The sequence below is a fragment of the Methylobacterium sp. CM6257 genome (genome assembly GCF_054611515.1).
Map to the genome: position 1 here is coordinate 26449 of NZ_CM137735.1, position 25997 is coordinate 52445.

Genomic DNA, 25997 nt, shown 5'->3' on the forward strand with positions numbered 1-25997 from the left:
GCCCGACATTGATCGCGCCGCCGATCGTCCGTAACTGGCATTATCATGACAGCGACGGACGGGCGGGTTCTAGCATGAACGCGTGCTCCCGGGTGCTGGCGTCGCGGTGGCCGGGGGCTCGCGACGGGCCCGTCGCCACACTCGAACGAGCGGATGCGATCATTGGCAATATCACCTGAGCAATCGGCGTTGCTGGACCGTGTCCCGACTCCTGCGGCGCTGCGTGCGCTTCCGGAATCCGAGCTTCAGGCTGTGGCGGACGCGGTGCGCGCCGAGATGATCGACGCGGTGTCGGTCACCGGCGGCCATCTCGGCTCGGGTCTGGGCGTGGTCGAGCTGACGGTGGCGCTGCACCACGTGTTCGACACCCCCGACGACCGCATCGTCTGGGACGTCGGCCACCAGTGCTACCCGCACAAGATCCTCACCGAGCGGCGCGACCGCATCCGCACCCTGCGCCAGGGCGGCGGCCTGTCGGGCTTCACCAAGCGGGCCGAGAGCGTCTACGATCCCTTCGGCGCCGCCCACTCCTCCACCTCGATCTCGGCCGCGCTCGGCATGGCGGTCGCGCGCGACCTCGACACCGCCGCCGCCAAGGCGAAGGGCCGCACATCCAAGCGCCGCAACGCCATCGCGGTGATCGGCGACGGCTCGATGTCGGCCGGCATGGCGTATGAAGCCATGAACAATGCCGGCGCCCTGCACTCGCGCCTGATCGTCATCCTCAACGACAACGACATGTCGATCGCGCCCCCCGTGGGCGCCATGTCGGCCTATCTGGCCCGGCTCGCCTCGGGGGGCACCTACCAGTCCCTGCGCGAGACCGCCAAGCAGCTCGGCAAGCTCCTGCCCAAGGCCCTCTACCAGCGCGCCGCCGCGGCCGAGGAATACGCCCGCTCGCTGGTGGTCGGCGGCGGCACCATGTTCGAGGAGATGGGCTTCCACTACGTCGGTCCGGTGGACGGGCACAATCTCGACCACCTGCTGCCGGTGCTCAAGAACGTGCGCGACGCCGAGCACGGCCCGATCCTGCTGCACGTCGTCACCCAGAAGGGCAAGGGCTACGCGCCCGCCGAGGCGAGTGCCGACCGCTACCACGGCGTGGTCAAGTTCGACGTGGTCTCAGGGGTCCAGGCCAAGGCCAAGCCGAACGCGCCGGCCTACACGCGGGTGTTCGGCGAGAGCCTGATCAAGGCGGCGGATGCCGACGACAAGGTGGTGGCGATCACCGCCGCCATGCCGGGGGGCACCGGCATCGACCTGTTCGGCAAGGCGCATCCGGACAAGACCTTCGACGTCGGCATCGCCGAGCAGCACGCGGTGACGTTCGCGGGCGGGCTGGCCACGGAAGGCTACCGGCCGTTCGTGGCGATCTACTCGACCTTCCTGCAGCGGGCCTACGACCAGGTGGTGCACGATGTGGCGCTGCAGAACCTGCCGGTGCGGTTCTGCCTGGACCGGGCGGGTCTGGTCGGCGCCGACGGGGCGACGCACGCGGGCGCGTTCGATCTGGCCTACCTGTGCTGCCTGCCGAACATGACCGTGATGGCGGCCTCCGACGAGGCCGAGCTGGTGCACATGGTGGCGACCGCCCACGCGCATGATGCGGGCCCGATCGCGCTGCGCTACCCGCGCGGCGAGGGTGTGGGCGTGGAGCTGCCGGAGCGGGGCGAGGTTCTCGCGATCGGCAAGGGCCGGGTGGTGCGCCGCGACGCGGAGGCGCGGGTGGCGCTCCTGAGCCTGGGCACGCGCCTGGCGGAGGCCTTGAAGGCGGCGGATGCGCTCTCCGAGCAGGGCGTGGCGGTGACGGTGGCGGACGCGCGCTTTGCCAAGCCGCTGGACGAGGCGCTGGTGCTGGAGCTTGCCCGCGAGCACGAGGTTCTGATCACCGTGGAGGAGGGCTCGCGGGGCGGGTTCGGCGCGATGGTGCTGCATCTTCTCGCCGAGACGGGCGCGCTGGATGCGGGCCGGGTGCGGGTGCGGACGCTGACGCTGCCGGACGCCTACCAGGACCAGGACAGCCCGGAGAAGATGTACGCCGAGGCCGGGCTCGACGCCAAAGCCATCGTCAAATCAGCCCTCGATGCCCTGCCGGAGCGCAAGGAAGGCCGGTCGCGCCTGCGCCTGGCCTGATGCGGGCTTACGGCCCGCGGCTTGCCGCCCGGGCGGTTCGATGACACAAGCGCGGCGCGGCTGGGGAGCCCCGGCCGCGCTGGTTTTCGGTAATCCTCCAGATCCGTGATGGCAGAGGCCACATCCTCCGGCCCCTCCGAGGTCGGTCCCGTGCTGATCACCGGCGCGAGCGGCTTCCTCGGCTCCGCCCTGGTCGACGTGTTCCGCCGGGCCGGCTTCCCGGTGCGCATCCTCGTGCGCGCCTCCAGCCCCCGCCGGAACCTGACCTGGACCGATGTCGAGATCGCCGAAGGCGACATGCGCGACCCGGCCGCCGTGGCGGCGGCGATGCGCGGCCAGCGCTATCTGATCCACGCCGCGGCCGATTACCGGCTCTGGGCGCCGGATATGGAGGAGATCGTCCGCACCAACCGCGACGGTACGCGCCTGATCATGCGTGCCGCCCTGGACGCCGGCGTCGAGCGGGTCGTCTACACGTCGAGTGTCGCGACGATCAAACCGCCGGCCGACGGTGTGACGCCTTCCGACGAGACCATGCCGCTGACGCCCGAGACCGCCATCGGCGCCTACAAGCGCAGCAAGGTCGTGGCCGAGCGCGTGGTCGAGGAGATGGTCGCCCGGGACGGGCTCCAAGCGGTCATCGTCAATCCCTCCACGCCGATCGGCCCCCGCGACGTCAAGCCGACGCCGACCGGCCGGATCATCCAGGAGGCGGCGCTCGGCAAGATGCCGGCCTTCGTCGACACCGGCCTCAATCTCGCGCACGTGGACGACGTGGCCCACGGCCACCTGCTCGCCCTGCGCAAGGGCCGGATCGGTGAGCGTTACATCCTCGGCGGCGAGGACGTGTTCCTGTCGCAGATGCTCGCCGACATCTCCGGCATGGTCGGGCGCAAGCCGCCCACCGTGAACCTGCCGCGCGCCGCGGTCTATCCTGTGGCGTTCTTCGCCCAGCTCGCCGCCCGGGTCACCGGCAAGCAGCCCTTCGCGACGATCGACGGCATCCGCATGTCCCGCTACCGGATGTTCTTCTCGGACAGGAAGGCCCGTGCGGAGCTCGGCTACACGGCCCGGCCCTATCGCGAGGGCCTGTCCGACGCGATCGCGTGGTTCCGCGAGACGGGGTATCTCACATGAGCACCCTCGATTCGGCGACGGCGACGCGTTCCGGCAAGGGCCACCGGGACGAGAACTTCCCCGTCGCCTCGCACCTGATCCACCCGCGCCACCGCGGCGCGATCCTGGCCTTCTACAATTTCGTCCGCGCCGGCGACGACGTGGCCGACCACACCGCGCTGTCGCCCGAGCGCAAGATCGAGCTGCTCGACCGGCTGGCCGATTCGCTCACCGGTGCCGGCCCGTCCGATCCGGAGGCCGAGCCGCTCAAGCGGGAACTCGCCGCCCGGGGACTGCCGCCGCGCCACGCCCTGGAGCTGCTCGACGCCTTTCGGATGGATGCCCGCAAGAGCCGCTACGCGAACTGGGACGAGTTGATCCACTATTGCCGTTACTCGGCCATGCCGGTGGGACGCTTCGTCCTCGACGTGCACGGCGAGGATCCCGCCCGGGTCTGGGAGCCGTCCGACGCGATCTGCGCCGCGCTCCAGGTGATCAACCATCTCCAGGATTGCGGCAAGGACTTCTCGGCACTCGACCGGGTCTACCTGCCGCAGGACGCCCTCGACCGGCACGGCGCCAATGTGGCGATGCTCGGCGAGGCGAAAGCGCCGCCGCAGCTCCGCGCCGTGATCCGAGAGCTGGCGCAGAAGTGCCTCGACCTCCTCGACCAGGGCGCCGTCCTGCCGGACCTGATCGACGACCTGCGCCTGTCCCTGGAGATCGCCGCGATCCACCGGCTCGCCGTGGTGCTGAGCCGGGGCCTGCTGGAGCGCGACCCGCTCTCCGAGAAAGTCCATCACGGCAAGGCCGCCTTCGCCCTGACGGCGCTGGGCGGGGTCGCCGCCACCCTGGCCCGCCGGCCCTTCCGGGGTCGGACCGTACGGGCCGCCGCTCAAGGGATCCGTTCGTGAGCGCCACCGCGTCACCCGCGCCCGCCGAGCAGGGCGCGGCCCCGGCACTGCCGGCCGCCGGCTCCTCCTTCTACACGGCCATGCGTCTGCTGCCGAAGGAGCGGCGCGAGGCGATGTATGCGGTCTACGCGTTCTGCCGGGCGGTGGACGACGTCGCCGATGACGGCGGCACCCGGGCCGTCCGGCAGGCCGAGCTCGACCGTTGGCGCGCCGATATCGACGCCCTTTACGCCGGCCGGCCGGCCCCGCGCGTGCGCGACCTCGTCGAGCCCGTGCGCCGCTTCGGCCTGAAGCGCGAGGATTTCCAGGCGGTCATCGACGGCATGGCGATGGACGCGGTCGAAGACATCGTCGCACCGGATGCCGAGACCCTCGACCTCTACTGCGACCGGGTCGCCAGCGCGGTGGGCCGCCTGTCGGTGCGGATCTTCGGCATGCCGGAGGCCGACGGCATCCGGCTCGCCTGGCACCAGGGCCGGGCGCTGCAGCTCACCAACATCCTCCGGGACATCGACGAGGATGCCGAGCGCGGCCGCCTCTACCTGCCCCGCGAGAAACTCTACGCGATCGGGCTCACGGATCCGACGCCCGCCGCGGTGATCGCCCATCCCCGCATCGGCGAGGTCTGCATGTCGCTCGCCCGCGAGGCGGAGGAGCACTATCAGGCGACCTGGGAGATCATCCGGCGCAGCCCCCGCAAGGCGACCAAAGCCGCCCGGCTGATGGCGGCGGCCTATCACCTCTACCTCAAGGCGGTGCTCGAACGCGGCTGGGCCATGCCCCGGGCCCGGGTCAAACCCGGCAAGCTCGCGCTGCTCGGCGTCGTCCTCCGGCACGGGCTGTTCTGATGGGAGCCGTCCACGTCGTCGGGGCCGGTCTCGCCGGCCTCTCCGCCGCTGTCGCGCTCGCCGAGTCGGGCGCCCGGGTGGTGCTGCACGAGGCCGCCAAGCAGGCGGGCGGGCGCTGCCGCTCCTACTACGACCCGGCGCTGGGCCTGACCATCGACAACGGCAACCACCTGCTGCTGTCCGGCAATGCCGATGCCCTGAGCTTCCTCAAGACGATCGGCGCGCCGGCCGATGCGCTCGTCGGGCCGGCCGAAGCGGTGTTCGACTTCGCCGACCTGAAGTCCGGCGAGCGCTGGCGCCTGCGTCCGAACGCCGGGCGGCTGCCCTGGTGGGTGATGAGCCCGGCGCGCCGCGTCCCCGGAACCCGGGCGCGCGACTACCTCGCTCCGCTCGGCATCCTGCGCGCGGCCTCCGGCAAGCCGGAGGGGGCGGGCGGTACGATCGGCGCCCACATGGCCTGCGAGGGCGACCTCTACCGTCGCCTGTGGCATCCGGTGCTGCTCGCCGCGCTCAACACCGAGCCCCGCGACAGCGATGTCGGGCTCGCCGCCCGGATCCTGCGGGAGACCCTCGGGGCCGGCGGCAAGGCCTGCCGTCCGTTGGTTGCGGTGGAGGGGCTGTCCTACGCCTTCGTCGACCCGGCTCTGCGCTACCTCACGGCGCGCGGCTGCGACATCCGCCTCGGGCGGCGCCTGCGCAGCCTCGATCTCGCGAACGGCCGGGTGAAGCAACTCCTGTTCTCGGACGGCGCCGAGACCCTCGGCCCCGATGACGGCGTCGTGCTCGCGCTACCGCCCTGGGTCGCCCGAGAAGTGTTGCCCGGTCTCCTCGCTCCGGTGGAATTCCGCTCCATCGTGAACGCGCATTTCGCGCGCGCGCCGAAGCCCGGCAGCCCGCTCGTGCTCGGCGTCGTCAACGGCCTCACAGAGTGGCTTTTTGCCTATCCAGACCGCTATTCGGTCACGATCAGCGGTGCCGACAGGCTGCTCGATGTGCCCCGGGAAGACCTCGCGCGGCAGATCTGGTCCGAGATTGCACAGCTGGACAACCTTGCACCCGAACTGCCTGGCTGGCAGATCGTAAAGGAGAAGCGTGCGACCTTTGCGGCGACGCCGGTGGAAGCCGCGCGGCGCCCGGGGGCCGAAACCGCCTACGACAATCTCGTCCTGGCAGGCGATTGGACCGCTACCGGCCTGCCGTCGACGATTGAGGGAGCGATTCGCTCGGGCAAGACTGCCGCGCGTGCCCTGCGCGCGGGATCTGTCGTGCGTGCCGGAACCCGGGCGCGCGGCGCAGCTTGAGGCATGGCGCCCGCCGCGAGGCGGCCGTTCGAGGCGAGGACTATGAGAGAGGCCGTAAGCAAAGTCGAGGCGCTGCAGCGCTCGAAGACGCAGGGGATCTCGCTCGACGATGTCGAGCGCGGTGTGGCGCAGGCGACGCGCGCGCTGACCGCCCTGGCACATGACGACGGGCATATCTGCTTCGAGCTCGAGGCGGATGCCACGATTCCGTCCGAGTATGTCCTGTTCCACCATTTCCGCGGCACGCAGGTCCGCGACGGCCTTGAGGCCAAGATCGGCAATTACCTGCGCCGCACCCAAGGTCCGCACGGCGGCTGGGCCCTCGTCCACGAGGGGCCGTTCGACATGAGTTGCACGGTCAAGGCATATTTCGCCCTCAAGATGATCGGCGACGACATCGAGGCGCCGCACATGCGCCGGGCGCGGGAGGCGATCTTGGCGCGCGGCGGCGCCGCCAACGCCAACGTGTTCACCCGCTTCCTGCTGGCCCTTTACGGCGAGGTGCCGTGGCGCGCCGTGCCGGTGATGCCCGTCGAGGTGATGTTCCTGCCGAAGTGGTTCCCGTTCCACCTCGACAAGATCAGCTACTGGGCCCGCACCACCGTGGTGCCGCTGTTCGTGCTCCAGGCGACCAAACCCCGGGCGCGCAACCCGCGCGGCATCAGCGTGCAGGAACTGTTCGTGACGCCGCCCGAGAGCGTGCGCTCCTGGCCCGGCTCCCCGCACGCCACTTGGCCCTGGACGCCGATCTTCGGCTTCATCGACCGGATCCTCCAGCTCGTGGAGGATCGCATGCCGCGCAAGAGCCGCCAGCGCGCCATGGAGAAGGCCCGTGCCTGGGTCAGCGAGCGCCTGAACGGCGAGGATGGCCTCGGGGCGATCTTCCCCGCCATGGTCAACTCGGTGCTGATGTACGAGGTGATGGGCTACCGCCCCGATCACCCGCAGGTCCGCGTCGCCTGCGACGCGATCGAGAAGCTCGTCGTCGAGAAGACCGGCGAGGCCTATGTCCAGCCCTGCGTCTCACCGGTCTGGGACACGGCGCTCGCGAGCCACGCCCTGCTGGAAGCCGGCGGCCCCGAGGCCGAGGCCCAGGCCCGCGCCGGCCTCGACTGGCTGAAGCCCCGCCAGGTGCTCGACATCGTCGGCGACTGGGCGGCGCGCAAGCCGAAGGTCCGTCCCGGTGGCTGGGCCTTCCAGTACGCCAATGCCCACTATCCCGACCTCGACGACACCGCCGTCGTGGTGATGGCCATGGACCGGGCCATGCGCCAGCACGGGCTGGTCGCTGGCATGCCGGACTACAAGGCCTCCATCGCCCGTGCCCGGGAATGGGTCGAGGGCCTGCAGTCCGAGGATGGCGGCTGGGCGGCGTTCGACGCCGACAACAACCACATGTACCTCAACCACATCCCGTTCTCGGATCACGGCGCGCTGCTCGATCCGCCGACCGCGGATGTGACCGCCCGCGTGGTCGGCATGCTGGCTCAGCTCGGCGAGACCCGTGAGACCTCCCGTGCCCTCGACCGCGGCGTGAACTACCTCCTGAACGACCAGGAGGAGGACGGCTCCTGGTACGGCCGCTGGGGCATGAACTTCATCTACGGCACGTGGTCGGTGCTCTGCGCCCTCAACGCAGCCGGGGTCGATCCGGCCGATCCGCGTATCCAGCGGGCCGTCTCCTGGCTGATCCGCATCCAGAATCCGGATGGCGGCTGGGGCGAGGACGCCTCTTCGTACAAGATCGATCCGGCCTTCGAGCCCGGTTCGTCCACGGCCTCCCAGACCGCCTGGGCGCTGCTCGCCCTGATGGCGGCCGGCGCGGTCGACGATCCGGCCGTGACCCGGGGCATCAACTTCCTGACCCGCACGCAGGGCGCGGACGGGTTCTGGAAAGAGGAGCGCTACACCGCCACGGGCTTCCCGCGGGTGTTCTACCTGCGGTACCATGGCTACCCGAAGTTCTTCCCGCTCTGGGCAATGGCGCGCTTCCGCAACCTGAAGCGCGGCAACAGCCGGCGCGTCCAGTTCGGCATGTGATGCGACGGGGTCGGCTCAACGGGCCGGCCCCTCTCTCCACCGGATCGCAGCGCGTCCAACCGTCCCGGTGACCGACCCGCGAACCCCGGTATCCGACACGTGGCCTCTTCAGACAACGATCCCGCGGAGCCGGGAACGTCCCGGGCCGTTCGGGATCAGGTCGGCGCGCGGCGCCCGCGCCTCCTTGCGGACTTGGCCGGACTGGTCCACCAGCGCGCCATGATCGATCCCGCCGCCCCCGTCCTCGCCGTCACCGGCCTTGCCCGCGAGCGCCGCATGGCCGCCGGTGAGGGCATCGAGGCGGTCGGAGCGGGCGGCAATCCCCACCGGCTGCGCCAGCTGCTCGAGGCGCGCGTGCCGCCCGGCTGCCGGGCGGTGGTGAGCTTCGGCATCGCGGGCGGCCTCGACCCGTCCTTGAAGCCCGGGGATGTGGTGGTCGGCACCGGTGTGGTCAGCGAAGAGGGCCGACGCGCCGCCGACCTCGATCTCTCGGCCGCCCTGCTCAATGCCCTTTCGGGCGTCGGCCCCCGGGTGATCCCGGCAGATCTGGCGGGAGTCGATGCGGCCGTGCTCGGGGTCGAGGGCAAGGCGGACCTGCGGGCCGCGACGGGGGCGGCTGCGGTCGACATGGAATCGCACGTGGCCGCTTCCTTCGCGGGGCGCCACGGTCTGCCCTTCGCGGCCGTTCGGGTGATCTGCGACCCCGCCGGCCAGGCGCTGCCGGCCTTCGCCGCAGAGGCGCTTACCCCCGAGGGCGAGCCCGACATCGCCGCAGTGTTCTTCGCCTTCGCGCGCGGACGGGCGCGTTTGGGCGACCTGATGCGTCTCGCCAAGGACTCAAACGCGGCCTTCGCGGCGCTCGGCCGGTGCCGCACCCGGCTCGGGCCGGGGCTCGGCATTCCGGTGCCGGGAGCCTGAGACCGGCTGACCCTGGGCGGCCCCTGCGATGTGCGACTTCGTCCTGAGGCGCCCGCGCCATCGGGCCTCGGAGGCCTCGAAATCTTGCTGCGATCCATAAAGGCCTCCTTCGAGGCGGCTTCGCCGCACCTCAGGATGAGGGTGCGGGTTGGATCAACAGCCGTGGATCAAGAAGATCCTGTACTCCTGCTTGGGACCCGACCCTGGGACCCGAAATTGGCGCCGGCCTGCTCGGCCGGCGCCAGTCGGAGGTCATCACCACGAGACGGCGCGGGAGGGAGAACCCGCGCCGGGAGAAGCCGGCCTCAGCCGGCGTTCTTGCTGAGCGAGACCGCCACGAAGCGGGTCTGGCCCTTGCTGCTCTTCACCCGCATCAGCACGGCCTTGCGCCCGTTCGATTCGGCCGCCCGGATCTGCGCCGCCACATCCGCGGGACGCGACACGCTCTGGCCGCCGACGTCGAGGATCACGTCGCCCGTCTCGATGCCCTTGGCGGCCGCCGGGCCATCGGGATCGACCTGAACCACCGCGACGCCCTGATCGGACAGGCCGACATCACCGGCCGGAGCGAGCTGGAGGCCGAGCCGCGGCTGGCCGTTGCCCGAATCCTCGTCGCGGCTGGCCATCTTGGTGCCGTCGCTGGGCATGGTGCCCAGCGTCACCGTGGCAGTGTCGGACTTGCCGCCGCGCAGGTAGCTCAGCTCGACCTTGGCCCCGGGCTTCATGCTGGCGATCCGACGCGAGAGCTCGCGGGCGCTGTCGACCGTGTCGCCGTTCACCTTCTGGATCACGTCGCCTGCCTTCAGGCCGGCCTTGGCCGCCGGGGTGCCGTTCTCCGCGTGATCGACCAGAGCGCCCTTGGCTTTGTCGAGGCCGAGACCCTCGGCGATGTCCTGCGTCACCGGCTGGATCTGCACGCCCAGATAACCGCGGGCGACCTTGCCGTCGGTGCGGAGCTGGTCGACCACCGCCTGAACGGTCTCCGCCGGGATCGCGAAGGCGAGGCCGACGCTGCCGCCCGACGGGGACGCGATGGCGGTGTTCATGCCGACCACCTCGCCGTTGACGTTGAAGGTCGGGCCGCCCGAGTTGCCCTTGTTGATCGGCGCGTCGATCTGCAGGAAGTCGTCGTAGGGGCCGGCGCCGATGTCGCGGCCGCGGGCCGAGACGATGCCGGCGGTCACGGTGCCGCCGAGGCCGAACGGGTTGCCGATCGCCACCACCCAGTCGCCCACCTGCGGCGCGGCCTTGCCGAACTGCACGTACGGGAAGTTCGAGCCCTCATTGATCTTCAGGAGCGCCACGTCGGTCTTGGGATCCTTGCCGATGACCTTCGCGTCGAGCGTGCGCCCGTCATCCAGCGTCACTTGAACGGTCTTGGCGTGGTCCACCACGTGGTTGTTGGTCACCACGTAGCCGTCGGCCGAGATGATGAAGCCGGAGCCCACCGCGCCGCGCGGACCCTGGTGCTGGGGCTGCATGCCGCTGGGGCCGTTCTCGCCGAAGCGGCGGAAGAACTCGCGCAGCTGCGGCGGCACGTTCTGGAGATTGCGGCCCTGGCTCGGACCCTCATCGTCGTCGCTGCTCGCCGATCCATCGAGCTTCACCTTCACGGAGACGACGCCCGGCTTCACCTTGTTGACGATGCCCGCGAAGGAGCCCGGCGGGTGCTCGGGAGCCTCGATCGGGGACTTGGGCAGCGCTTGCGCGTAGGCCGGCGTGGCGGATGGCAGGTAGCCGCTGCCGAGGGCGCCGCCGGCGATGAGTGCAGCGGCGGCCACCGAGGCGAGGGCGCGGCGCGACGTGCGGCGGGAGCTCAGGCCTTGGGGACGGGTCTCGGTCATGGATCTCAACCTCTCGGGACTGATCGGGACGCCGCCGGCTGACGCGGCGGTCGATGCGATCGGTTTAGAGGCCGGCCCCTGACCCGGGCGTGGCGGTCAAATTACGGTTTGGACAGGTTGACCGGCGAGCCGCAGATCGGCTCGATTGCACCCGACCCAGGCAGCGAAGCCCTTGAGAGGGCTGCGGCACCTGCGCGGCGTGTGCAGGTCTCTAAAGAAGCGTCGTGGGCCTAGAGTGTCTGACGGTGGGGCAAGGAGCGGTTGCCCCTCCGTGGCGATTTCGTGGCAGGGTCCCGTTCCCCGATCCAATATATCGGCCGATCAGAATGCTGTGCGCGCAAATATGGATCATGCCTCGTCCGCACCGTAGTCGCGATCCGCTGATCCGAGGCGGTAGTATCGCGACGTCGTCAGCGCCCAGCCCCGATCGACCGCCATCGCCCAGACCCGTCCCGTGTAGATCAGCCCGTCGCCCAGGCGCGCGTGGCCATGCACGCGCCCCCACAGGACGGGCACACCGTAGATCGGATGTGGCGTCCAGGACCAATCCGCGAGGTAAGGGGCACGCGCGAGCGTTCGATCGTCTGGCGCCAAACCTCTCCCGATGCTGTCGAGCTCGGCTCTAACCGCCTCTTCGCGCCGGGCATGCCCGTGGCCCCTCTCGACCTTCGGCCCGCTCCCACCGCCATCGATGTCTGTCACCGTGGATCCCTCTCGTCTGAACCACTGGGCCGGCCCTGGCCTGCGATGAACGACCTGGGCCGGTCCGGAGCCATACAAGCCTCGTCGGCTACTGGCGCACAGCGAGCGCCTCGCGCGCCGTCACCAAAGCCTCGACCAGCCGGGTCAGCCGCCGGATCGAGCCGCCCCGCCACCCCCGGCGGACCAGCGCGACCGCGTCGCCGTCGAGCGGCGGCAGGAAGGCCGCATCCACCCCGCGAGCGGCCGCGATTCCCGCCAGGACCGGCCCGAGCAGCGCCTCGAGATCCGCCGCGCCGGGCGCCGGCATCTCCAGCACGCGCAGCCGGTCGAGCAGCGGTCCGGGCAGGCTCCCCACGCTGTTGGCCGTGGCCAGCCACGACACGTGGCTGAGGTCGACCTCCGCCTGGAAGGCCGGGTCCTGGTAGTGCCGCGCCGTCTCCGGCTCGAGCATCGGCAACAGGGCATCCCAGAGCCGGCCGTGGTCGGCGCGCGTCGCGGCCTTCTCCAGTTCATCGACCAGCATCAGCGGGTTGGCGCGGCCGTCCCGCGCCACGGCCATGACCGCGTGCGCCGGCTCGGAGCTCGCCCAGCGCCGATCGAGCCCGCCCAGCGACGCGCCCGCGTCCCTCGTCGCATCCACCCGCCACAGCCCGAGCCCGAGATGATGGGCCAGTCGGGCCGCCAAGCGGCTCTTGCCGGCACCGGGCGGGCCGACCAGGAGCGTCGGGCGCAGCGTCGCGTGCACCCGTCCGACCAGATCGGCGAGCAGGCGGTCGACGGTGACGTGTGCGTACGGGAACTCGAAGAGCAGCCGGGCACGCACCGCCGCGAGATCCGGCACCGGCACGAGCGGCAGCGGCTTGCCGACGATGTGCTCGTAGCCGCGGATCACGCTCTTGCCGCGGTCGCTCCCGGTCTCCTGGACCGCCGGGACGACGAGGACGTGGCCCTCCGGCACCTCCTCGGGTGGGGCGTCCACGTCCGGCGCCCCCGCCGCGACGCTCCCCGCCTTCTCGCGCCGGCGCGCCTCGCTCTGGGCGAGCAGGGCCTCGACGGCCTTGCGCCTGCGCCGCTCCCGCGTCGCGGCACCGTCCGCGACCGGCCGCGTCAGGCGCTCCCCGGCCGGCACCAGCGCGTGGACCAGCGCCACGTCACCGGCGAACGCGTCATGGACGCCGGCGGCCAGCACGGCGGCCGCCGCGGCGGCGGTGCTCGCCTCCCCGGCGAGCACCGACAGGGCATCCGCCAACGCGTCGCGCCAAGCCCCCAGCAGCGCCGTGGCGAGATCGGTCGCCCCGATCGCGTCCGCATCGGCCTCCGGCTCAGGGACCCGGCCGAGGGCGAGGTGCGTCTGCGCCTCGGCCAAGAGGGTCAGCTGCGGCGTGAGGCCGGGGATCATCGCGCATTCCTGCCAGAGCGGCTGCGCGAGGCGCGCGGCCGCCTCACGGTCGTCGCCACCGCAGGAGAGCAGCGTCACGACGTCGGCCAGCGCCCGGGCGGCCGGCCGGTCCCCCTCGACCGCTCGCGCGTCGAGGAACCGGGTCAGGGCGGAGCGTTGGGCGATCCAGCGCCGGTCGTGCCACAGATCGCCGTCCGCCGAAGTGCAGGCCGCGATCCAGGCCGAGACCAGCGCCGCGGCGTCCGGGACGAGGGTGGTGATCTCGGCGGCGAGCTCGCTGCAGGCGGCGGCAACGCACAAGCTCTGGTCCAGGCAGGCGCGCAGGCGGCGCGGCAGCATCGGCAGGAGCAGGCGCCGCGCTGCCTCGGGATCGATGTGCAGAGCCGGCGGGGTCGAGGAGAAAGCCATCGTCGTCTCCCCTCAGCGCGCGGCGTCGGTGCGGTCGGGACCGCGGCGCGCGGCGGAGCGCCGAGCCTGGACGGAGCGCCAAGCCTGGGCGAGGCACAGGGCCTCGAGGTCGGCCCGGCGCCGGGCCCGACGTCCGAGCACGTGCACGAGCAGGTCGATGCAGGCCGCGTCCCCCCGTGCGGCGCACAGGCAGACCGCCGACATCGCCGGGTCGAGGCGCCGGGGCAGGGCGACGGCTTCGGCGAGGGCCGCGACCGCGATCCCGGCCGCCGCGGTCGGATCACCGCGGCAGGCGGCGGCCCAGTCGGGCGCGGGCAGGGGCGGTGCGGCGAGGAGGGCGGCGCGCAGGCGGCGCCGCGTGCTCAGGTCGAACGCCCCGGGCGGGAGGAGCCGCCACCAGGACAGGGGCGGCGTGCCGAGCGAGGGCTCGGCCGACGTGAGAGGGCGACCGGCATCGGGATCGAGAGCGGGGTTCATGCGGACAGGCCTGGAGAGCGCACCGGCGCGCAGGCGCGCGGCACGAAGGGATCGGGAGGGGTTGCACGGCGCGTCGGGTCGCGGTCGCGGCCCGACGCGATCAGCGGAGGGTCAGGGCGTGCGCGACCCGGACCGGGGCGGGCGCGCGGCGTCCTCGGCGCTGCCCAGGCTTGCCAGGGCCACTGTCAGGAGGTCCGGGACGGCCGCGCGCAGGCGGGTCTGGAGCACCGCGGTCACGGCCTCGACCGCGGCCGTGACCGGCACCGCGAACAGGCGGTCGATGGCCGGACCGCTGACCGTCAGGTCATCGCCGTAGCCGGCCCGTCCGTAGACGTCGATCAGGACCGCGCGGGCGGCGGCGACCTCGTAGCCGAGGCTGGCCAGGAACGCGCGTGCCTGGACCTGGGCGCAGCGCAGGACCCACTCGATCTGATGGACCTTGCGGGCCTCGTTCTTGCCGGAGCCACGTTTGACCTCGGCGATGACGGCGCGGCTCTCCTGCCGGTCGACGACGACGAGGTCGAGGAACACGGTCTGCGCCACGGCTCCGGCGAGCGCGATCGAGGTCTGGCCGAGCTGCGCGACGGTGCTGGCGCGCACGAGCTCCTGGGCGGGGACGGTGATCGGCATCGCGACGTTGCGCAGCACGATGTAGCGGCCGTTGCGCTCGAGGGCGTCGGTGATGGCCGCCTCGATCAGGGCCCCGTGCCGCTTGACCAGGGAGGCCAGCACCGAGCCGAGTTGCGACAGGCCGGGTCCGAGCAGGGGATCGGGCACGAAGGTCGCCCGGAAGGCGCCCTCGAGCGCGGCCTCGGCCGCCGCGAGCAAGTCGGGCGCGCAGACCTGCGGGAGGGTGGGCTGGGGTCCGCCGCAGCCGAGGGCGGCGGCGCTGCCGAGCGGGACCGTGACGCGGGCCTGGGGCAGGGAGCCCGACGGACCGCGCTCGGACAGCCGGTGTCGGCCGCCGCGCTGGGCGGCGGGGTGGGGAACGACGATGGTCATGGATGGTGTCCGTCCAAGCGACGCCGGCCCGCGGCCCCCGCCGAGTGGGCGGGAGACCGGCAGGTTCGTGCCGCGGCCTCCGGCCTGCGGCGACGTTCGGGCGTCAGGGTTGCAGGATGACGAGAGACGTGCGGGCGCGGCGGGTGTGCGCGCCAGCGCGGCTCAGGCGATCAGGCGGCTTGCCGGGACGGGGAGGGGGGCTGCCCGCGTTTCGTGCGGCGGGGCGGTTTCGCCGGCGATTGAACGCCGGTAGGGAAGGTCTCAGCCATGGTCGGTATCCTCTTACGATACGGATCGTGGTCAGGCCGGCGCTGGTGCTGGTAACACCGGGGTCGGCCGCCCCTGGTAAAGGCGGCACGGTCCATGCGGCGGTCTGCCACCTACGAACCTGGTCCGGGCAGAGGCCTTTGGGAAGAGGTGAGGACGGCAATCCTCGCGGGTGTGCGCCGTTTCTGCCGGAAGCGTTAACGCAAGCCTGGCTCGTCCAAAGCTAGGAGCGCGTCCGAGTAAGTGTCTCGACGGCGAGGCTGCGGGGTGATTCACTCGGCTCATGGCCAAGGTGTTTCACTCCTGGAACGTCGATCAGGGCTGGCTACTGCCGCCCTCGCTGCACGAGTTCGTGCCACCCGGGCACATGGCGCACTTCGTACGCGACACGGTGCGGGAGGCGCTCGACCTCTCGGCCATCCTCGACTCCTACACGGAGGAGCGCGGCTACCCGCCCTACCATCCGGGCATGATGGTGGCCCCGCTGCTCTACGGCTCTAGCTGCGGCCCGTACTCCTCGCGCCAGCTCGCCCGTGCCTGCGAAGAGCGGGTCGACGTCATGGCCGTCACCGGCCTGAACCGGCCCGACTTCCGCACCATCGCCGAGTTCCGCAAGCGCCACCTCGTGGCCCTGTCGGACCTGTTCGTGCAGGTGCTGCGCCTGTGTCGGGCGGCCGGTCTGGTCGAGTTCGCCCACGTGGCGGTGGACGGGACCAAGCAAGGCCAAGGCCTCGCGCCACAAGGCGATGAGCTACGGCCGGATGAAGACGGCCGAGCCGGCCCTGGCCGCTGAGGTGGACACTTGGCTGGACCGGGCGCGCGAGGCCGACGCTTCCGAAGATCGAGCTCACGGCGTGGACCGGCGCGGCGACGAGACGCCGGACTGGATGGCCGACAAGCAGCGACGGCTGGAAACGATCCGCGCCGCCAAGGCCGCGCTGGAAGCGGGGGCGGCTGACCCGCCCGATCCGGAGGACGAGAGCGGGCCGGGTGCCTCGTCGGGCATGCGTTGGCAGGGACGGCCACTGCGCGGGGAAAATGGCAGTCCGCCCGACCGGGCACAGCGCAACTTCACCGACCCGGACAGCCGGATCCTGCCCACGCGTGATGGCTTCGTGCAGGGCTACAACGGCCAGATCGCAGTCGGCGCGGCGCGTCAGATCATCGTCGCCCATCACCTCGTGACCAACGCGGCCGACTACCGCGCTGGTGCCGCTTGTGGACGGGGTCCGCGCTCATCTCGGGCGCAAGCCGCGGGAGGTCTCAGGGGATGCCGGCTTTGCCAACGAGGCGAACCTCGTCGCGCTAAGAGAGCGGGGCATCACGGGCTACCTTGCTCCGGGCCGGGCGCGTCACGGCGAGGCGGACGCGACCGGCCGCCGGAGGCTGATCAAGATGCCGTTGATGAGCGCGATGGCAGCCCGCCTAAAACGGGCTGGGCGCCGCAGCCGCCATCGTCTCAGGAAGCAGGTGGTCGAGCCGGTGTTCGGGCAGATCAAGCAGGCCCGAGGCTTCCGACAGTTCCTGATGAGAGGGCTCGATCAGGTCCGAGGCGAGTGGGCGATGATCTGCACGGCCCACAAACTCCTGAAGCTGGCATAGGACGGACGTTGAGCCCGCCGGGCCACATCGTCCGCTCAAGTCTCGCCGTTCCACCCCAGCTCCAAACCCCGTTACTCGGACGCGCTCCTAGACCGAGCCGGCCCCGATGCCGCCGATCACCGCGCCGAGATACAGCAGGAACAGGCTGTCGGCGTAGGCGTCGATGGTTCACTTGGCGAGTACAGATCGTAGCCAAGACCTGCACTGGCAGTTTAAATGGACTGTTAGATTGGCTTATGTAGCAATGATGATTTCCGAGCCAAAGGGGCTCTCTCATCATCGAGCTATGGCTCCGCGCCCCTACTCGCAGACGCAGCATGCCGTCGGACCACCGATAACAGGCTGGTCCTTCCCGAAACACATGACGAGGAAAGCTACAACCGAGTCGGAAACACGAGATGCGGGCTGCCCCAGGTTGGAGCAGCCCACATTCGAACCTCATGCTGCCGGAGCCAATTGGGCCGGCTCAACCGTCTCCAAATGCCGACTGACCTTCAACGTCATCGCAACCAGCCCGCCGGCAAGAGCGCATCCAGCTAAGACAAGCAGACCGGCCGAAAAGTTACCGGTCGCGTCCTTGAGGTAGCCCATGGCATAGGGGCCCGCAAAACCAGACAGGTTGCCGATCGCATTGATCGCAGCAATCCCTGCTGCAGCCGAGCTGCCGGTTAGAAAAGCGCTCGGGATCGGCCACAGCAGCGGCGGTGTGGCTGAAACTCCGATCTGGCTCAAGCAGAGCAGTCCAAGCACCAGGATTGGCTCCGAGACAAGCGCAGCTCCGGCTATGCCGGCTGCGGCCAGAATCATGGCGAAGCAGACGTGCTCTCGGCGCTTCAGCGTGCGATCAGAGTTGCGGCCCAGGAGGATCATGCCGACGGCCCCGAACACAAACGGCAAAGCGGATAACAGACCTGTCTGGAAGTTGCTGACGCCGAAGCCCTTCACGATGGTTGGGAGGAAAAACGCCACGCCGTAACTCGCTGCGTTCAGGCAGAAGTACACGAAGGAACAAGCGAGCACCCGTGGGTCGGACATCGCCTTGGTAATGCTGAGGTGCCCGGCTTTCGTTTTTTGCTGCTGCTCCGCCGCGAGACGACCCTCAAGCCAAGCCTTCTCGTCATCGGCGAGCCACGCCGCGAGGGCAGGGCGGTCCGTGAGGTAAAAGATGACCCCCAGAGCCATAAGGACCGACGGCACCGCCTCGAGAATGAAGAGCCATTGCCAGCCGTCGAGACCCGCCCCAGTGAGATTCAAGAGCGCCCCCGAGACCGGCGCGCCGATGATCGAGGAGAAAGGAATGGCCAGCATGAACAGAGCGACCACACGGGCGCGGTAAACCGAAGGGAACCACAGAGTCAGGTAGAAGATAATGCCGGGGAAGAAGCCCGCCTCTGCGATGCCAAGTAGAAAGCGCAGAGTGAAGAACACCCACTCGGTTGATATCCCGGTCGCGGACGCAATCGGACGGATGAAGGCGAATAAGCCGGAAATTACGCCCCAGCTCAGCATGATGCGGGCGATCCACAGTCGCGCACCGAAGCGGTCCAGGGCCAGGTTGGAGGGCACCTCGAGAAGGAAATAGGAGAGAAAGAACAGCCCGGCACCGAAGCCGTAGGCCGCCTCCGACAAGCCAAGAGTCGCATTCATCTGCAGTTTTGCAAACCCGACATTCACTCTGTCTAAGTAAGCTACAAAATAACAAACAAACAGAAATGGCATCAGTCGCCACATAACCTTGCGTATGGTGGTATATTCAACGTTCTTCATGGCGCCAATCTCTCCGTAGAATTGTCTGCATGTCATCGTTCCGGCACGAGGAACTTGCCATAAGTTCATCCGACGGCCGTCAAAGGGCGGACAACATGGGATACGCGTAATTACCCAGAGCGCCGGGAGACCGGCAAGGAACAGATGGTGGAAGTCCGTCACGATGAAGGCGTAGCGAGCCGCATCGGCCCCGAGCCGTGCGTGGGCGTCCGTGAGGCCGTCGGCGAAGCGTCGGTAGGGGAGCGTGCAGGCCAGGTATCGAGCCGCGACAGTTACATCTCCCGGGTGCCGACGGCGTTGGGTAGCCGGAAGGCAACACGGACAGGCGCGTCATCGCGAGTGCCTGCCCGACCCGGCGTGGTCGCAGACCCTGGCATGTGCGGACGTTCCTTGTTCGGGAACCGGGAGATCTCCCGATCGGCCGATGGCTGTCGTGGCGGATCGGTCCGTGGCGGGAAGGCGAGGAGCCGTAGCCGCCGATGAACGATCGGGAGAAGTCTGATCCCGGCATAGTAGCCGTGAAGCCGACGAACAAACTCGGGCAACCGGGGGCGGAGCCGGTGGAGCCAAGGCCGGGAACCGAGGGGAACGCGAACCGGCAAAGCACGCTCCGGACCCAGGGCCGGGCTGGCGTGACACAGGCGCTGGAGCGCGTACGGCAAGCAGCAAGGCTTGGGAGGACGGAACGGTTCACCGCGCTCCTGCACCACATCGACGTTGATCTGCTCCGAGCAGCGTTCCTGGCGCTCAAGCGCCGGGCCGCCGCGGGCGTGGATGGCGTGACGTGGGAGGACTACGAGGTGGGGATCGAGCTTCGGCTCGCGGACCTTCACGATCGGATCCATGGAGGACGCTACCGCCCGCAGCCGTCCCGCCGGACGTACATACCGAAGGCGGACGGGCGGCAGCGGCCGCTGGCGATCGCGGCCCTGGAGGACAAGATCGTCCAGGGCGCGACCGCCATGGTGCTAAGCGCCATCTACGAGGAGGACTTCCTCGGCTTCTCCTACGGGTTCCGGCCCGGACGGGGACCGCACGATGCGCTCGACGCCCTGGCGGTGGCGATCGACCAGTGCAAGGTGAACCACATCCTGGACGCCGACGTGGAGAACTTCTTCGGAGCGATCGACCAGAGATGGATGATCCGCTTCCTTGAACACCGCATCGGCGACCGACGCATCCTCCGCCTGATCCAGAGATGGATGAAGGCGGGGGTGCTGGAGGACGGGATCGTCACCGTCGACGACAGGGGGACGGGGCAAGGATCGGTGATCTCGCCGCTCCTGGGCAACGTCTACCTGCACTACGCCTTCGATCTCTGGGCCGAGCGCTGGCGACGGCGGGAGGCCCGGGGCGCGATGATCGTGGTGCGCTACGCCGACGACCAGATCGTCGGCTTCGAACGGGAGGACGACGCCCGCCGCTTCCGGGACGCGATGCAGGCGCGGTTGGAGGCGTTCGCCCTGAGGCTCAATCCGGACAAGACCCGACTGATCGAGTTCGGCCGCCACGTGGCCGCTCGCCGATCGAGCCGGGGTCTGGGCAAACCGGAGACCTTCGACTTCCTCGGGTTCACGCACATCTGCGCCCGGTCGCGCAAGGGACGGTACCTCCTCAAGAGGATCACCCGGGCCGACCGCAGGCGTGCCAAACTCCAGGAGCTGAAGGAGGAGCTTCGGCGGCGCATGCATCAGCCGATCCCGGTCCAGGGAGCGTGGCTGAAGCAGGTCGTGACCGGTCACTTCGCCTACTATGCGGTGCCGACCAACAGCCGGGCGCTCGCGGCGTTCCGGCATTGGGTGGGGGACCTCTGGCGGCGCACGCTCCGGCGGCGCAGCCAGAAGGACGCCCTCACCTGGGACCGCATGGCGAGGTTGGTCGGCGACTGGCTCCCACCGCCCCGCATCCGTCATCCCTGGCCCAGCGTCCGCTTCGCCGTCAGACACCCGAGGTAGGAGCCGTATGCGGGAATCCCGCTCGTACGGATCTGTCCGGGGGGCGCTCCGAAAGGAGCGTCCCTACCGGGAACGGGGTGGATTGGTCGGCGGTTGAACGCCCGCGGCTGCGCCGCTTGCCGGGACGAGCTTGCCTCTTGCCGGGAGCCAATTTCGCTGATTCTCTCGTGAGATGGGCCGCAGCGAACTGGAACGGCTGAGCCGCGAGGAGCTGATCGAGTTGGTGCTGCGGCTGCAGCGGCCAGAGAAGACCTCGCGCACCTCGTCCAAGCCGCCCGCGACCGATCGCAAGGAGCAGCGCGCGCAGTCCAAGCCCGGCGGCGCCAAGCCCGGTCACGAGGGTCACAGCCGGGCGTTGAGCGACGATCCCGATACGCTCGTCGAGCATCGTCCCGAGGCTTGCACGCGCTGCGGCGGCAGCCTGCATGCCGCTCTTCCGGCAGAGATCGTCAGCGTCTCTGAGCAAATCGAGCTGCCCGCGGTGGCGCCGATCGTGACGCAGCACCAGCGCCTCGCCGTTTGTTGTCCGAGCTGCGGAGAGCGGGTCGTCGCACCGGTGCCGGAGGCGGCGCGCGGCACCCCGTTCGGTCCGCGGCTGCACGCGGTGGCGACGTACCTGAAGACCTTCCAGGCGCTCTCCTACGAACGGCTGCAGGCGGCGCTCTCCGACCTGTTCGGTCTGACGCTGAGCCAGGGCGGTCTGATGAACCTGCTCCGCCGCGCGCAAGGCTGCTTCCGTCCGGGTCGTGACGCGGCCATCGCAGCTCTGCGCAAGGCCGAGGTTGTCGCCTGCGACGAGACCGGCGTGCGCATCGAGGGCTCCACCGCCTACCACTGGCTGTTCCACTCGGCGCAAGCCGTGGTGCACGCGGCCTCGCCGACGCGCGGCGCTGTCGTGGTGCACGAGATGATGGACGGGCATCGGCCCGCGGTGTGGATCTCCGACCGCTACACCGCCCAGCAAGGCCATGCGGATGAGCACCAGACCTGCCTGGCGCATCTGGCACGCGACGTCGCCTATGTCGTCGAGGCCAGCGACGATCCCGTGCCCTGGCGTCTGCAACTCTGGCTGCAGCGCGTGTTCGCCCTGGCCGGGCGCGTCACCGACTTGGCCGCCGCGACGCTCTCGGCCAAGCGCCGCAGCCTGGATCGGCAACTGGGTGCCATCCTCGCCACGTCGAGCCGCTGTGATCTGAGCCGCGACCTACAGGCCAAGATCAGCCGCGCCCGCGATCAGCTCCTGGTCTTCCTCGCCTATCCCGGAAAGGTCGAGCCGACGAACAACGGCTCCGAGCGGCTGCTGCGTCCGGCTGTCGTGCAGCGGAAGGTCACCAACGGCTACCGGGCCATGTGGGCGGCCGAGGGCGAGGCCGCCATTCGCACCGTCGTCGACACCGCGCGCCTCACAGGCAGCAGTCCCTTCGGCGCCATCCTCAAAACCGTCGGCGCCTGAGCCCAGCCATCACAGGCCTGGGTAATTACGGATACGCCAACCAAGTCGAGGCATGACACCTGCCATGAGGGTCCCATTGACATCATCAACGGGGAGTTGCGTGCGGGAGCCCTCAGAGCCTGTTTGACTACACGGCGTAGTTTTCGATCCGGTGATAGGCGCGCAGAAGCCCGTGGCAGTTTGTGATATCGATGGCATCTTCAGCCGCGGTCGGACTGTGTTCCAGATTTCGGGTGAGGCGGCGGTAGCGGTTGGTCATCGTGCCAAAGGTCGCCTCGATGCGCCAGCGCAGCGGCAGGGGCGTAAAGCCCTTGGCGTCGCGCTCACGGGTTGTGACCTGGACGTCCAGGCCATGGCGTGCGGCGGCCTCGCTCATGCGCGCACCGGTATAGATGCCGTCGACCTTGATCCGCTCCAGCTGCCAGCCGGCCTGCGCCGCCCGGTCCAGCAGCCAGCCAGCCGCCTTCGTGTCGTGCACGTTGGCCGCCGTGACCAGGCTGGCCAGCACGAAGCCGAGCGAGCAGGTCAGGACATGGCGTTTGATCCCACGGACCTTCTTGCCGCCATCGGTGCCGCGCTCGCCCGCCTGCGGCCCGCACGCAACGCTCTGCGAGTCGAGAAGGCCCGTGGACGGCTCGGGCCTGCGCCCGCGCTTCTGCCGCACGGCCCGCGTCAGCAGCCCAGCCATCTCCGACCACAGTCCGTCCGCCCGGAACCGATCGGACCAAGTGCGCACCGTCGGGCGCGGACCGAAATCGGTCGGCGGGTAGCGCCAGGGACAGCCGGTCTTCTCAAGGTACAGACAGGCGTTGACCATCTCGCGCAGGTCCGCCGTCAGCGGATCGTAGCCCGACAGAAGCGGGGCGATCGTCGCCCGTTCCGCGTCAGTGAGATCACTCGGGTGGCGCCGACCATCGGCTTTGTAGGTCTCGCGATCTACCTCGGTCCACATCGGCTGATCCTCCCCAAAAGGTCAACGCGCCAACTCAAACCGAGGTCAAACAGGCTCTCAGAGCCATGGCTGCCTTCCATTTAGTCGCGGAGAGTGCGCTTGTTGATGATAGATGTCACCGGAGGTTTTTGAAGCTCGAAATTGTAAGGCTTGCTTTTCTGGAGAGCCGAGTGCGGTAATCGGCGCCCGCCGAAGAAAGCCTCCAAGCAGTAGTCTCAGGCTGAGACCGGTCCCATAAATGAGTCAAAACCTGTACCGTAATACGCGTCCGAGTCCGCGGAATGCGGGAGCCGGCTGCATTAGCTGGACGATCTGACGCGCCGGTGAGGCGAGTTGAGCAATTTGCGCGGCATCATAATCTGTTCGATGTTCTGTAAGTGTCAGGCCTGAAACCTGAGCATCAATCTCCTTCGGATCGTCGATAATGCTGCGGAATTTTGCCCTTGTCGCGCGTATCGAAGGCAACCTGCTCAGAATACACAGACCGGGCCTGCTGTAGCCATCGAATATAATTTTTCCACTCCGGAAATGTTCAGTCAGAACGGTGAGCAACTACGATGCTTCTCCTGGTGAAAGGTACGGCAGTAGACTTTCTGCGACTATGAGCGCCGAGCGATCTTGTGGGATATTGTGTAGCCATCCCGGATGTATGGCCGATGTTCCAATGATTCTGCACCCGTCGCGCTCCGGATAGAGACGCCGCCTCAAGTCGGCGACTTCGGGATATTCGACGTCAAACCATTTGATTTTGCTTAGTGGATTTAGCCTGAATACGCGGCTATCGAGGCCGCCCCCGAGATGTAGCACTGTCACATCTGGATGCTCATCGATTAAGCGAGTGCACCATCCGTCCAGGAGGTTTGCGCGAGAGGTGAGGCCGATTATGCCAAAGCTCCCGACATTGAGTTTGTTGAATGGATATCATATGTGAGTCCTTGCTTCGGCTGCAAAATGATCCTTGAGGAGTGTGTCTGGCAGCTTGCCCTCCTAACCCTTTGTATACAATGTGATCAGGAGGGTTCCCTTCTCTTCAGCAAAATTCACGACTTCCCTGGTCATTGCGAGTATCTCCAGGTAGGAAGGTCGCCTCAATCGACAATACACGTTCCGCAGAGCCCCGTCTCTGATCTCAATCATGCCGAATTGGCGGACGCGCTGAACCGGATTGTTCCAAATGCGGCCGTTTTTGCGGAATTTGTTTCGTTAAAATTTTGCATATCGTCGCAAGACGGCTCCATTGAAGTGGTTCGACGAATTGAAGCGTAAATTTTACGGTACTTCGCGTAGGAGTGAACTACGCTTTCGCCTCGCGAGCGCCGGTACATCTGTTGGAGTGTGCCTTGGTGGGCGGAGGCTCGCCCCGCAGGTTGGCTAACCCCCTTCTTGGCCCCGATCTCCGCCCGGTTTACCCCGTGAGAGACCATGCCCATCGTGAGGTGCGCCATGCTGGAGTGGGATTCAGTCCTGGGCCAGAGCGCCTCAACCGGCGATGCTTTGTTCGCACCGGCTGTGGCTCGGAACAAGGATGTGATTTTAGATGTCCTGCGTCGCTTGCTGCCGCCCACTGGCTCGATTTTGGAGGTCGCCAGCGGGTCAGGTGAGCACGCTGTGCATTTCGCGACCGCACTCCCCGATCTGCGATGGCAGCCGAGCGATGTTGATACCGGGGCACTGAGAAGCGTCGCCGCGCACGCGAAAGCCTCCGGATTGCCGAACATCCTGCCGCCTGTTTCACTCGACGTCGGCGTGTGGCCATGGCCGATAGTTCGTGCTGATGCGGTGCTCGCCATCAACATGGCTCACATCGCACCCTGGTCAGCCTCAGAGGGGCTCATGGCGGGAGCTGGGCGCACCATATCCGACGGCGGCCTGCTGTACCTCTATGGCCAGTTCAGAGTGGCGGGAGGGCATACAGCTTCAAGCAATGCGGCCTTTGATGAGGACCTGAGGGCGCGCAACCCGGCTTGGGGTGTGCGGGATCTGGAAGCGGTCTCCAGTGTGGCCGTGGCGCATGACTTGAGCCTTGTCGAATGCATCCCGATGCGAGCCAACAACTTCAGCTTGGTCTGTCGACGTGCTGGTCACGCCAGCCCCTGAGGTCGTTCACAGATAGTCCGTCACGTGCTCGGGCGGTCAGGATCGCCGAATAGATGGCAAGCTTGGACCTGACGGGCGCTCCTCGTCCATTCAGGCGGGGGCACGACGGTCTCTCAGCCGCTGACGCCCAGAGATCGTGGCCAACGGTAACAGGAGCTCACGCTGATAGGCCGTGGTTGCAATCTGGGTGCGAGAAGCCGGCCCGCCTCCACATCGCCGACGCCGGGCGAACGCAGCTTCGTGGGTACAGATCGTATGTAAGTACCGACCCCATCCCTTGTCCAACCTGTACCCTCGGAGCGCCTTTGCTGATTGATGGGCGCAAACCCACCCGAGGCCGAGGCTGAAAAAGAAAAGCGCATGTCTGCGGTTGAGGCGGGCATGCGCGGGGCAATCAGAAGGGGTGTACAGGCATGCTCAGAATTACGCACACGGTGAGCACAGCTACCTGCGCGAGCCGGTTCAGCATATGGTTCTCTCGTCATTGATGAGTGTAGGCATTATACATGCTCGCGCAGGTGTGTGCTATGCCCGAATCCCGGCTCAGACGCGGAGCAAACCGCCGCATCCTGCATAAAGCTTGGGCTTAAACGACCAGTTAGTCGATTGCCGCAGTGTGTCTCGGCTGATTCGAAGCATATACCTTAGCCGTATAAACGGTCGGCTGCATCTTCAGCGCCGTCAACTGCAAATTAGGGCGCCTGCCGGTATCACGCATGTCGTTCCTCCCCGCTGCCCGCCCGACCGATGACCGCTGTAGATCGACCCTTTGTCTCTACGTATCGGTAGAGCCTGAGAGGAC

Annotated in this window: 18 protein-coding genes and 1 pseudogene; 11 read left to right on the plus strand and 8 right to left on the minus strand. The window is 68.5% G+C overall.

All coding sequences use genetic code 11. The features are described from left to right. Positions 1-153 precede the first annotated feature (153 nt). From dxs to ACYCO6_RS00180, 7 genes are all read left to right on the plus strand, one after another. Complete coding sequence (dxs, locus tag ACYCO6_RS00150) at positions 154-2133, plus strand: 1-deoxy-D-xylulose-5-phosphate synthase (protein WP_459768345.1); 1980 nt, start codon at positions 154-156, stop codon at positions 2131-2133. Between the two features lie 108 nt (positions 2134-2241). Then, positions 2242-3270, plus strand: a complete 1029-nt coding sequence (hpnA, locus tag ACYCO6_RS00155; RefSeq protein WP_459768346.1) for a hopanoid-associated sugar epimerase — start codon at positions 2242-2244, stop codon at positions 3268-3270. Continuing rightward, positions 3267-4163 (plus strand): squalene synthase HpnC, encoded by an 897-nt coding sequence (hpnC, locus tag ACYCO6_RS00160; protein ID WP_459768347.1) that lies wholly within the window; start codon positions 3267-3269, stop codon positions 4161-4163. The genes hpnA and hpnC overlap by 4 nt, the downstream gene beginning before the upstream one ends. Then, positions 4160-5011 (plus strand): presqualene diphosphate synthase HpnD, encoded by an 852-nt coding sequence (hpnD, locus tag ACYCO6_RS00165; protein ID WP_459768348.1) that lies wholly within the window; start codon positions 4160-4162, stop codon positions 5009-5011. The genes hpnC and hpnD overlap by 4 nt, the downstream gene beginning before the upstream one ends. Beyond that, positions 5011-6312: a hydroxysqualene dehydroxylase HpnE gene (hpnE, locus tag ACYCO6_RS00170; protein WP_459768349.1), complete on the plus strand. Its 1302-nt coding sequence runs from the start codon at positions 5011-5013 to the stop codon at positions 6310-6312. The genes hpnD and hpnE overlap by 1 nt, the downstream gene beginning before the upstream one ends. A gap of 42 nt (positions 6313-6354) precedes the next feature. After that, positions 6355-8352 (plus strand): squalene--hopene cyclase, encoded by a 1998-nt coding sequence (gene shc / locus ACYCO6_RS00175; protein WP_459768350.1) that lies wholly within the window; start codon positions 6355-6357, stop codon positions 8350-8352. A gap of 219 nt (positions 8353-8571) precedes the next feature. Continuing rightward, positions 8572-9270, plus strand: coding sequence for a phosphorylase (locus tag ACYCO6_RS00180; protein WP_459773379.1), 699 nt, complete (start codon positions 8572-8574; stop codon positions 9268-9270). A 305-nt stretch (positions 9271-9575) separates the two neighbouring features. Here the strand turns inward: ACYCO6_RS00180 and ACYCO6_RS00185 are convergent, their stop codons facing one another. From ACYCO6_RS00185 to ACYCO6_RS00205, 5 genes are all read right to left on the minus strand, one after another. After that, positions 9576-11114, minus strand: a complete 1539-nt coding sequence (locus ACYCO6_RS00185) for a Do family serine endopeptidase (RefSeq protein WP_459768351.1) — start codon at positions 11112-11114, stop codon at positions 9576-9578. A 348-nt stretch (positions 11115-11462) separates the two neighbouring features. After that, positions 11463-11816, minus strand: coding sequence for a DUF6634 family protein (locus ACYCO6_RS00190; RefSeq protein WP_459768352.1), 354 nt, complete (start codon positions 11814-11816; stop codon positions 11463-11465). Positions 11817-11904: 88 nt separating this feature from the next. Further along, positions 11905-13623, minus strand: a complete 1719-nt coding sequence (locus ACYCO6_RS00195) for an AAA family ATPase (protein ID WP_459768353.1) — start codon at positions 13621-13623, stop codon at positions 11905-11907. A 12-nt stretch (positions 13624-13635) separates the two neighbouring features. Further along, positions 13636-14100 carry a hypothetical protein gene (locus ACYCO6_RS00200; RefSeq protein ID WP_459768354.1) on the minus strand — a complete coding sequence of 155 codons (465 nt, stop codon included), beginning with the start codon at positions 14098-14100 and terminating at the stop codon, positions 13636-13638. Positions 14101-14211: 111 nt separating this feature from the next. Then, positions 14212-15102, minus strand: a complete 891-nt coding sequence (locus ACYCO6_RS00205; protein ID WP_459768355.1) for a hypothetical protein — start codon at positions 15100-15102, stop codon at positions 14212-14214. A 550-nt stretch (positions 15103-15652) separates the two neighbouring features. Between ACYCO6_RS00205 and ACYCO6_RS00210 the strand changes: the two are divergent. Continuing rightward, positions 15653-16971 (plus strand): annotated as a pseudogene (locus ACYCO6_RS00210) (IS1182 family transposase). A 438-nt stretch (positions 16972-17409) separates the two neighbouring features. Here ACYCO6_RS00210 and ACYCO6_RS00215 read toward each other — a convergent pair. Then, on the minus strand, positions 17410-18738 hold the full coding sequence (locus ACYCO6_RS00215) for an MFS transporter (protein WP_459768356.1): 1329 nt from the start codon (positions 18736-18738) through the stop codon (positions 17410-17412). Positions 18739-19217: 479 nt separating this feature from the next. On the opposite strand from ACYCO6_RS00215, the gene ltrA reads away from it, so the two are divergent. After that, entirely contained in the window at positions 19218-20693 is a 1476-nt protein-coding gene (gene ltrA / locus ACYCO6_RS00220; protein WP_459762819.1) for a group II intron reverse transcriptase/maturase, read from the plus strand. A 172-nt stretch (positions 20694-20865) separates the two neighbouring features. Then, positions 20866-22146, plus strand: coding sequence for an IS66 family transposase (gene tnpC, locus ACYCO6_RS00225; RefSeq protein ID WP_459768357.1), 1281 nt, complete (start codon positions 20866-20868; stop codon positions 22144-22146). A gap of 127 nt (positions 22147-22273) precedes the next feature. Here the strand turns inward: tnpC and ACYCO6_RS00230 are convergent, their stop codons facing one another. Both ACYCO6_RS00230 and ACYCO6_RS00235 read right to left on the minus strand, forming a co-directional pair. Further along, positions 22274-23098, minus strand: coding sequence for an IS5 family transposase (locus tag ACYCO6_RS00230; RefSeq protein WP_459768358.1), 825 nt, complete (start codon positions 23096-23098; stop codon positions 22274-22276). Between the two features lie 552 nt (positions 23099-23650). Continuing rightward, on the minus strand, positions 23651-23983 hold the full coding sequence (locus ACYCO6_RS00235; RefSeq protein ID WP_459773381.1) for a class I SAM-dependent methyltransferase: 333 nt from the start codon (positions 23981-23983) through the stop codon (positions 23651-23653). 558 nt (positions 23984-24541) lie between these two features. Here ACYCO6_RS00235 and ACYCO6_RS00240 point away from each other — a divergent pair. Further along, a complete protein-coding gene (locus ACYCO6_RS00240; protein ID WP_459768359.1) occupies positions 24542-25195 on the plus strand; it encodes a DUF938 domain-containing protein in 654 nt (217 codons plus the stop codon). The last annotated feature ends 802 nt before the right edge of the window (positions 25196-25997 follow it).

Bases quoted from the DNA above. Each gene is read 5' to 3' on its own strand.
- dxs (WP_459768345.1), top strand. From the start codon at position 154: ATGCGATCATTGGCAATATCACCTGAGCAATCGGCGTTGCTGGACCGT.
- hpnA (WP_459768346.1), top strand. From the start codon at position 2,242: ATGGCAGAGGCCACATCCTCCGGCCCCTCCGAGGTCGGTCCCGTGCTG.
- hpnC (WP_459768347.1), top strand. From the start codon at position 3,267: ATGAGCACCCTCGATTCGGCGACGGCGACGCGTTCCGGCAAGGGCCAC.
- hpnE (WP_459768349.1), top strand. From the start codon at position 5,011: ATGGGAGCCGTCCACGTCGTCGGGGCCGGTCTCGCCGGCCTCTCCGCC.
- shc (WP_459768350.1), top strand. From the start codon at position 6,355: ATGAGAGAGGCCGTAAGCAAAGTCGAGGCGCTGCAGCGCTCGAAGACG.
- ACYCO6_RS00180 (WP_459773379.1), top strand. From the start codon at position 8,572: ATGATCGATCCCGCCGCCCCCGTCCTCGCCGTCACCGGCCTTGCCCGC.
- ACYCO6_RS00185 (WP_459768351.1), bottom strand. From the start codon at position 11,114: ATGACCGAGACCCGTCCCCAAGGCCTGAGCTCCCGCCGCACGTCGCGC.
- ACYCO6_RS00195 (WP_459768353.1), bottom strand. From the start codon at position 13,623: ATGGCTTTCTCCTCGACCCCGCCGGCTCTGCACATCGATCCCGAGGCA.
- ACYCO6_RS00200 (WP_459768354.1), bottom strand. From the start codon at position 14,100: ATGAACCCCGCTCTCGATCCCGATGCCGGTCGCCCTCTCACGTCGGCC.
- ACYCO6_RS00205 (WP_459768355.1), bottom strand. From the start codon at position 15,102: ATGACCATCGTCGTTCCCCACCCCGCCGCCCAGCGCGGCGGCCGACAC.
- ACYCO6_RS00215 (WP_459768356.1), bottom strand. From the start codon at position 18,738: ATGAAGAACGTTGAATATACCACCATACGCAAGGTTATGTGGCGACTG.
- ltrA (WP_459762819.1), top strand. From the start codon at position 19,218: ATGAACGATCGGGAGAAGTCTGATCCCGGCATAGTAGCCGTGAAGCCG.
- tnpC (WP_459768357.1), top strand. From the start codon at position 20,866: ATGGGCCGCAGCGAACTGGAACGGCTGAGCCGCGAGGAGCTGATCGAG.
- ACYCO6_RS00230 (WP_459768358.1), bottom strand. From the start codon at position 23,098: ATGTGGACCGAGGTAGATCGCGAGACCTACAAAGCCGATGGTCGGCGC.
- ACYCO6_RS00240 (WP_459768359.1), top strand. From the start codon at position 24,542: ATGCTGGAGTGGGATTCAGTCCTGGGCCAGAGCGCCTCAACCGGCGAT.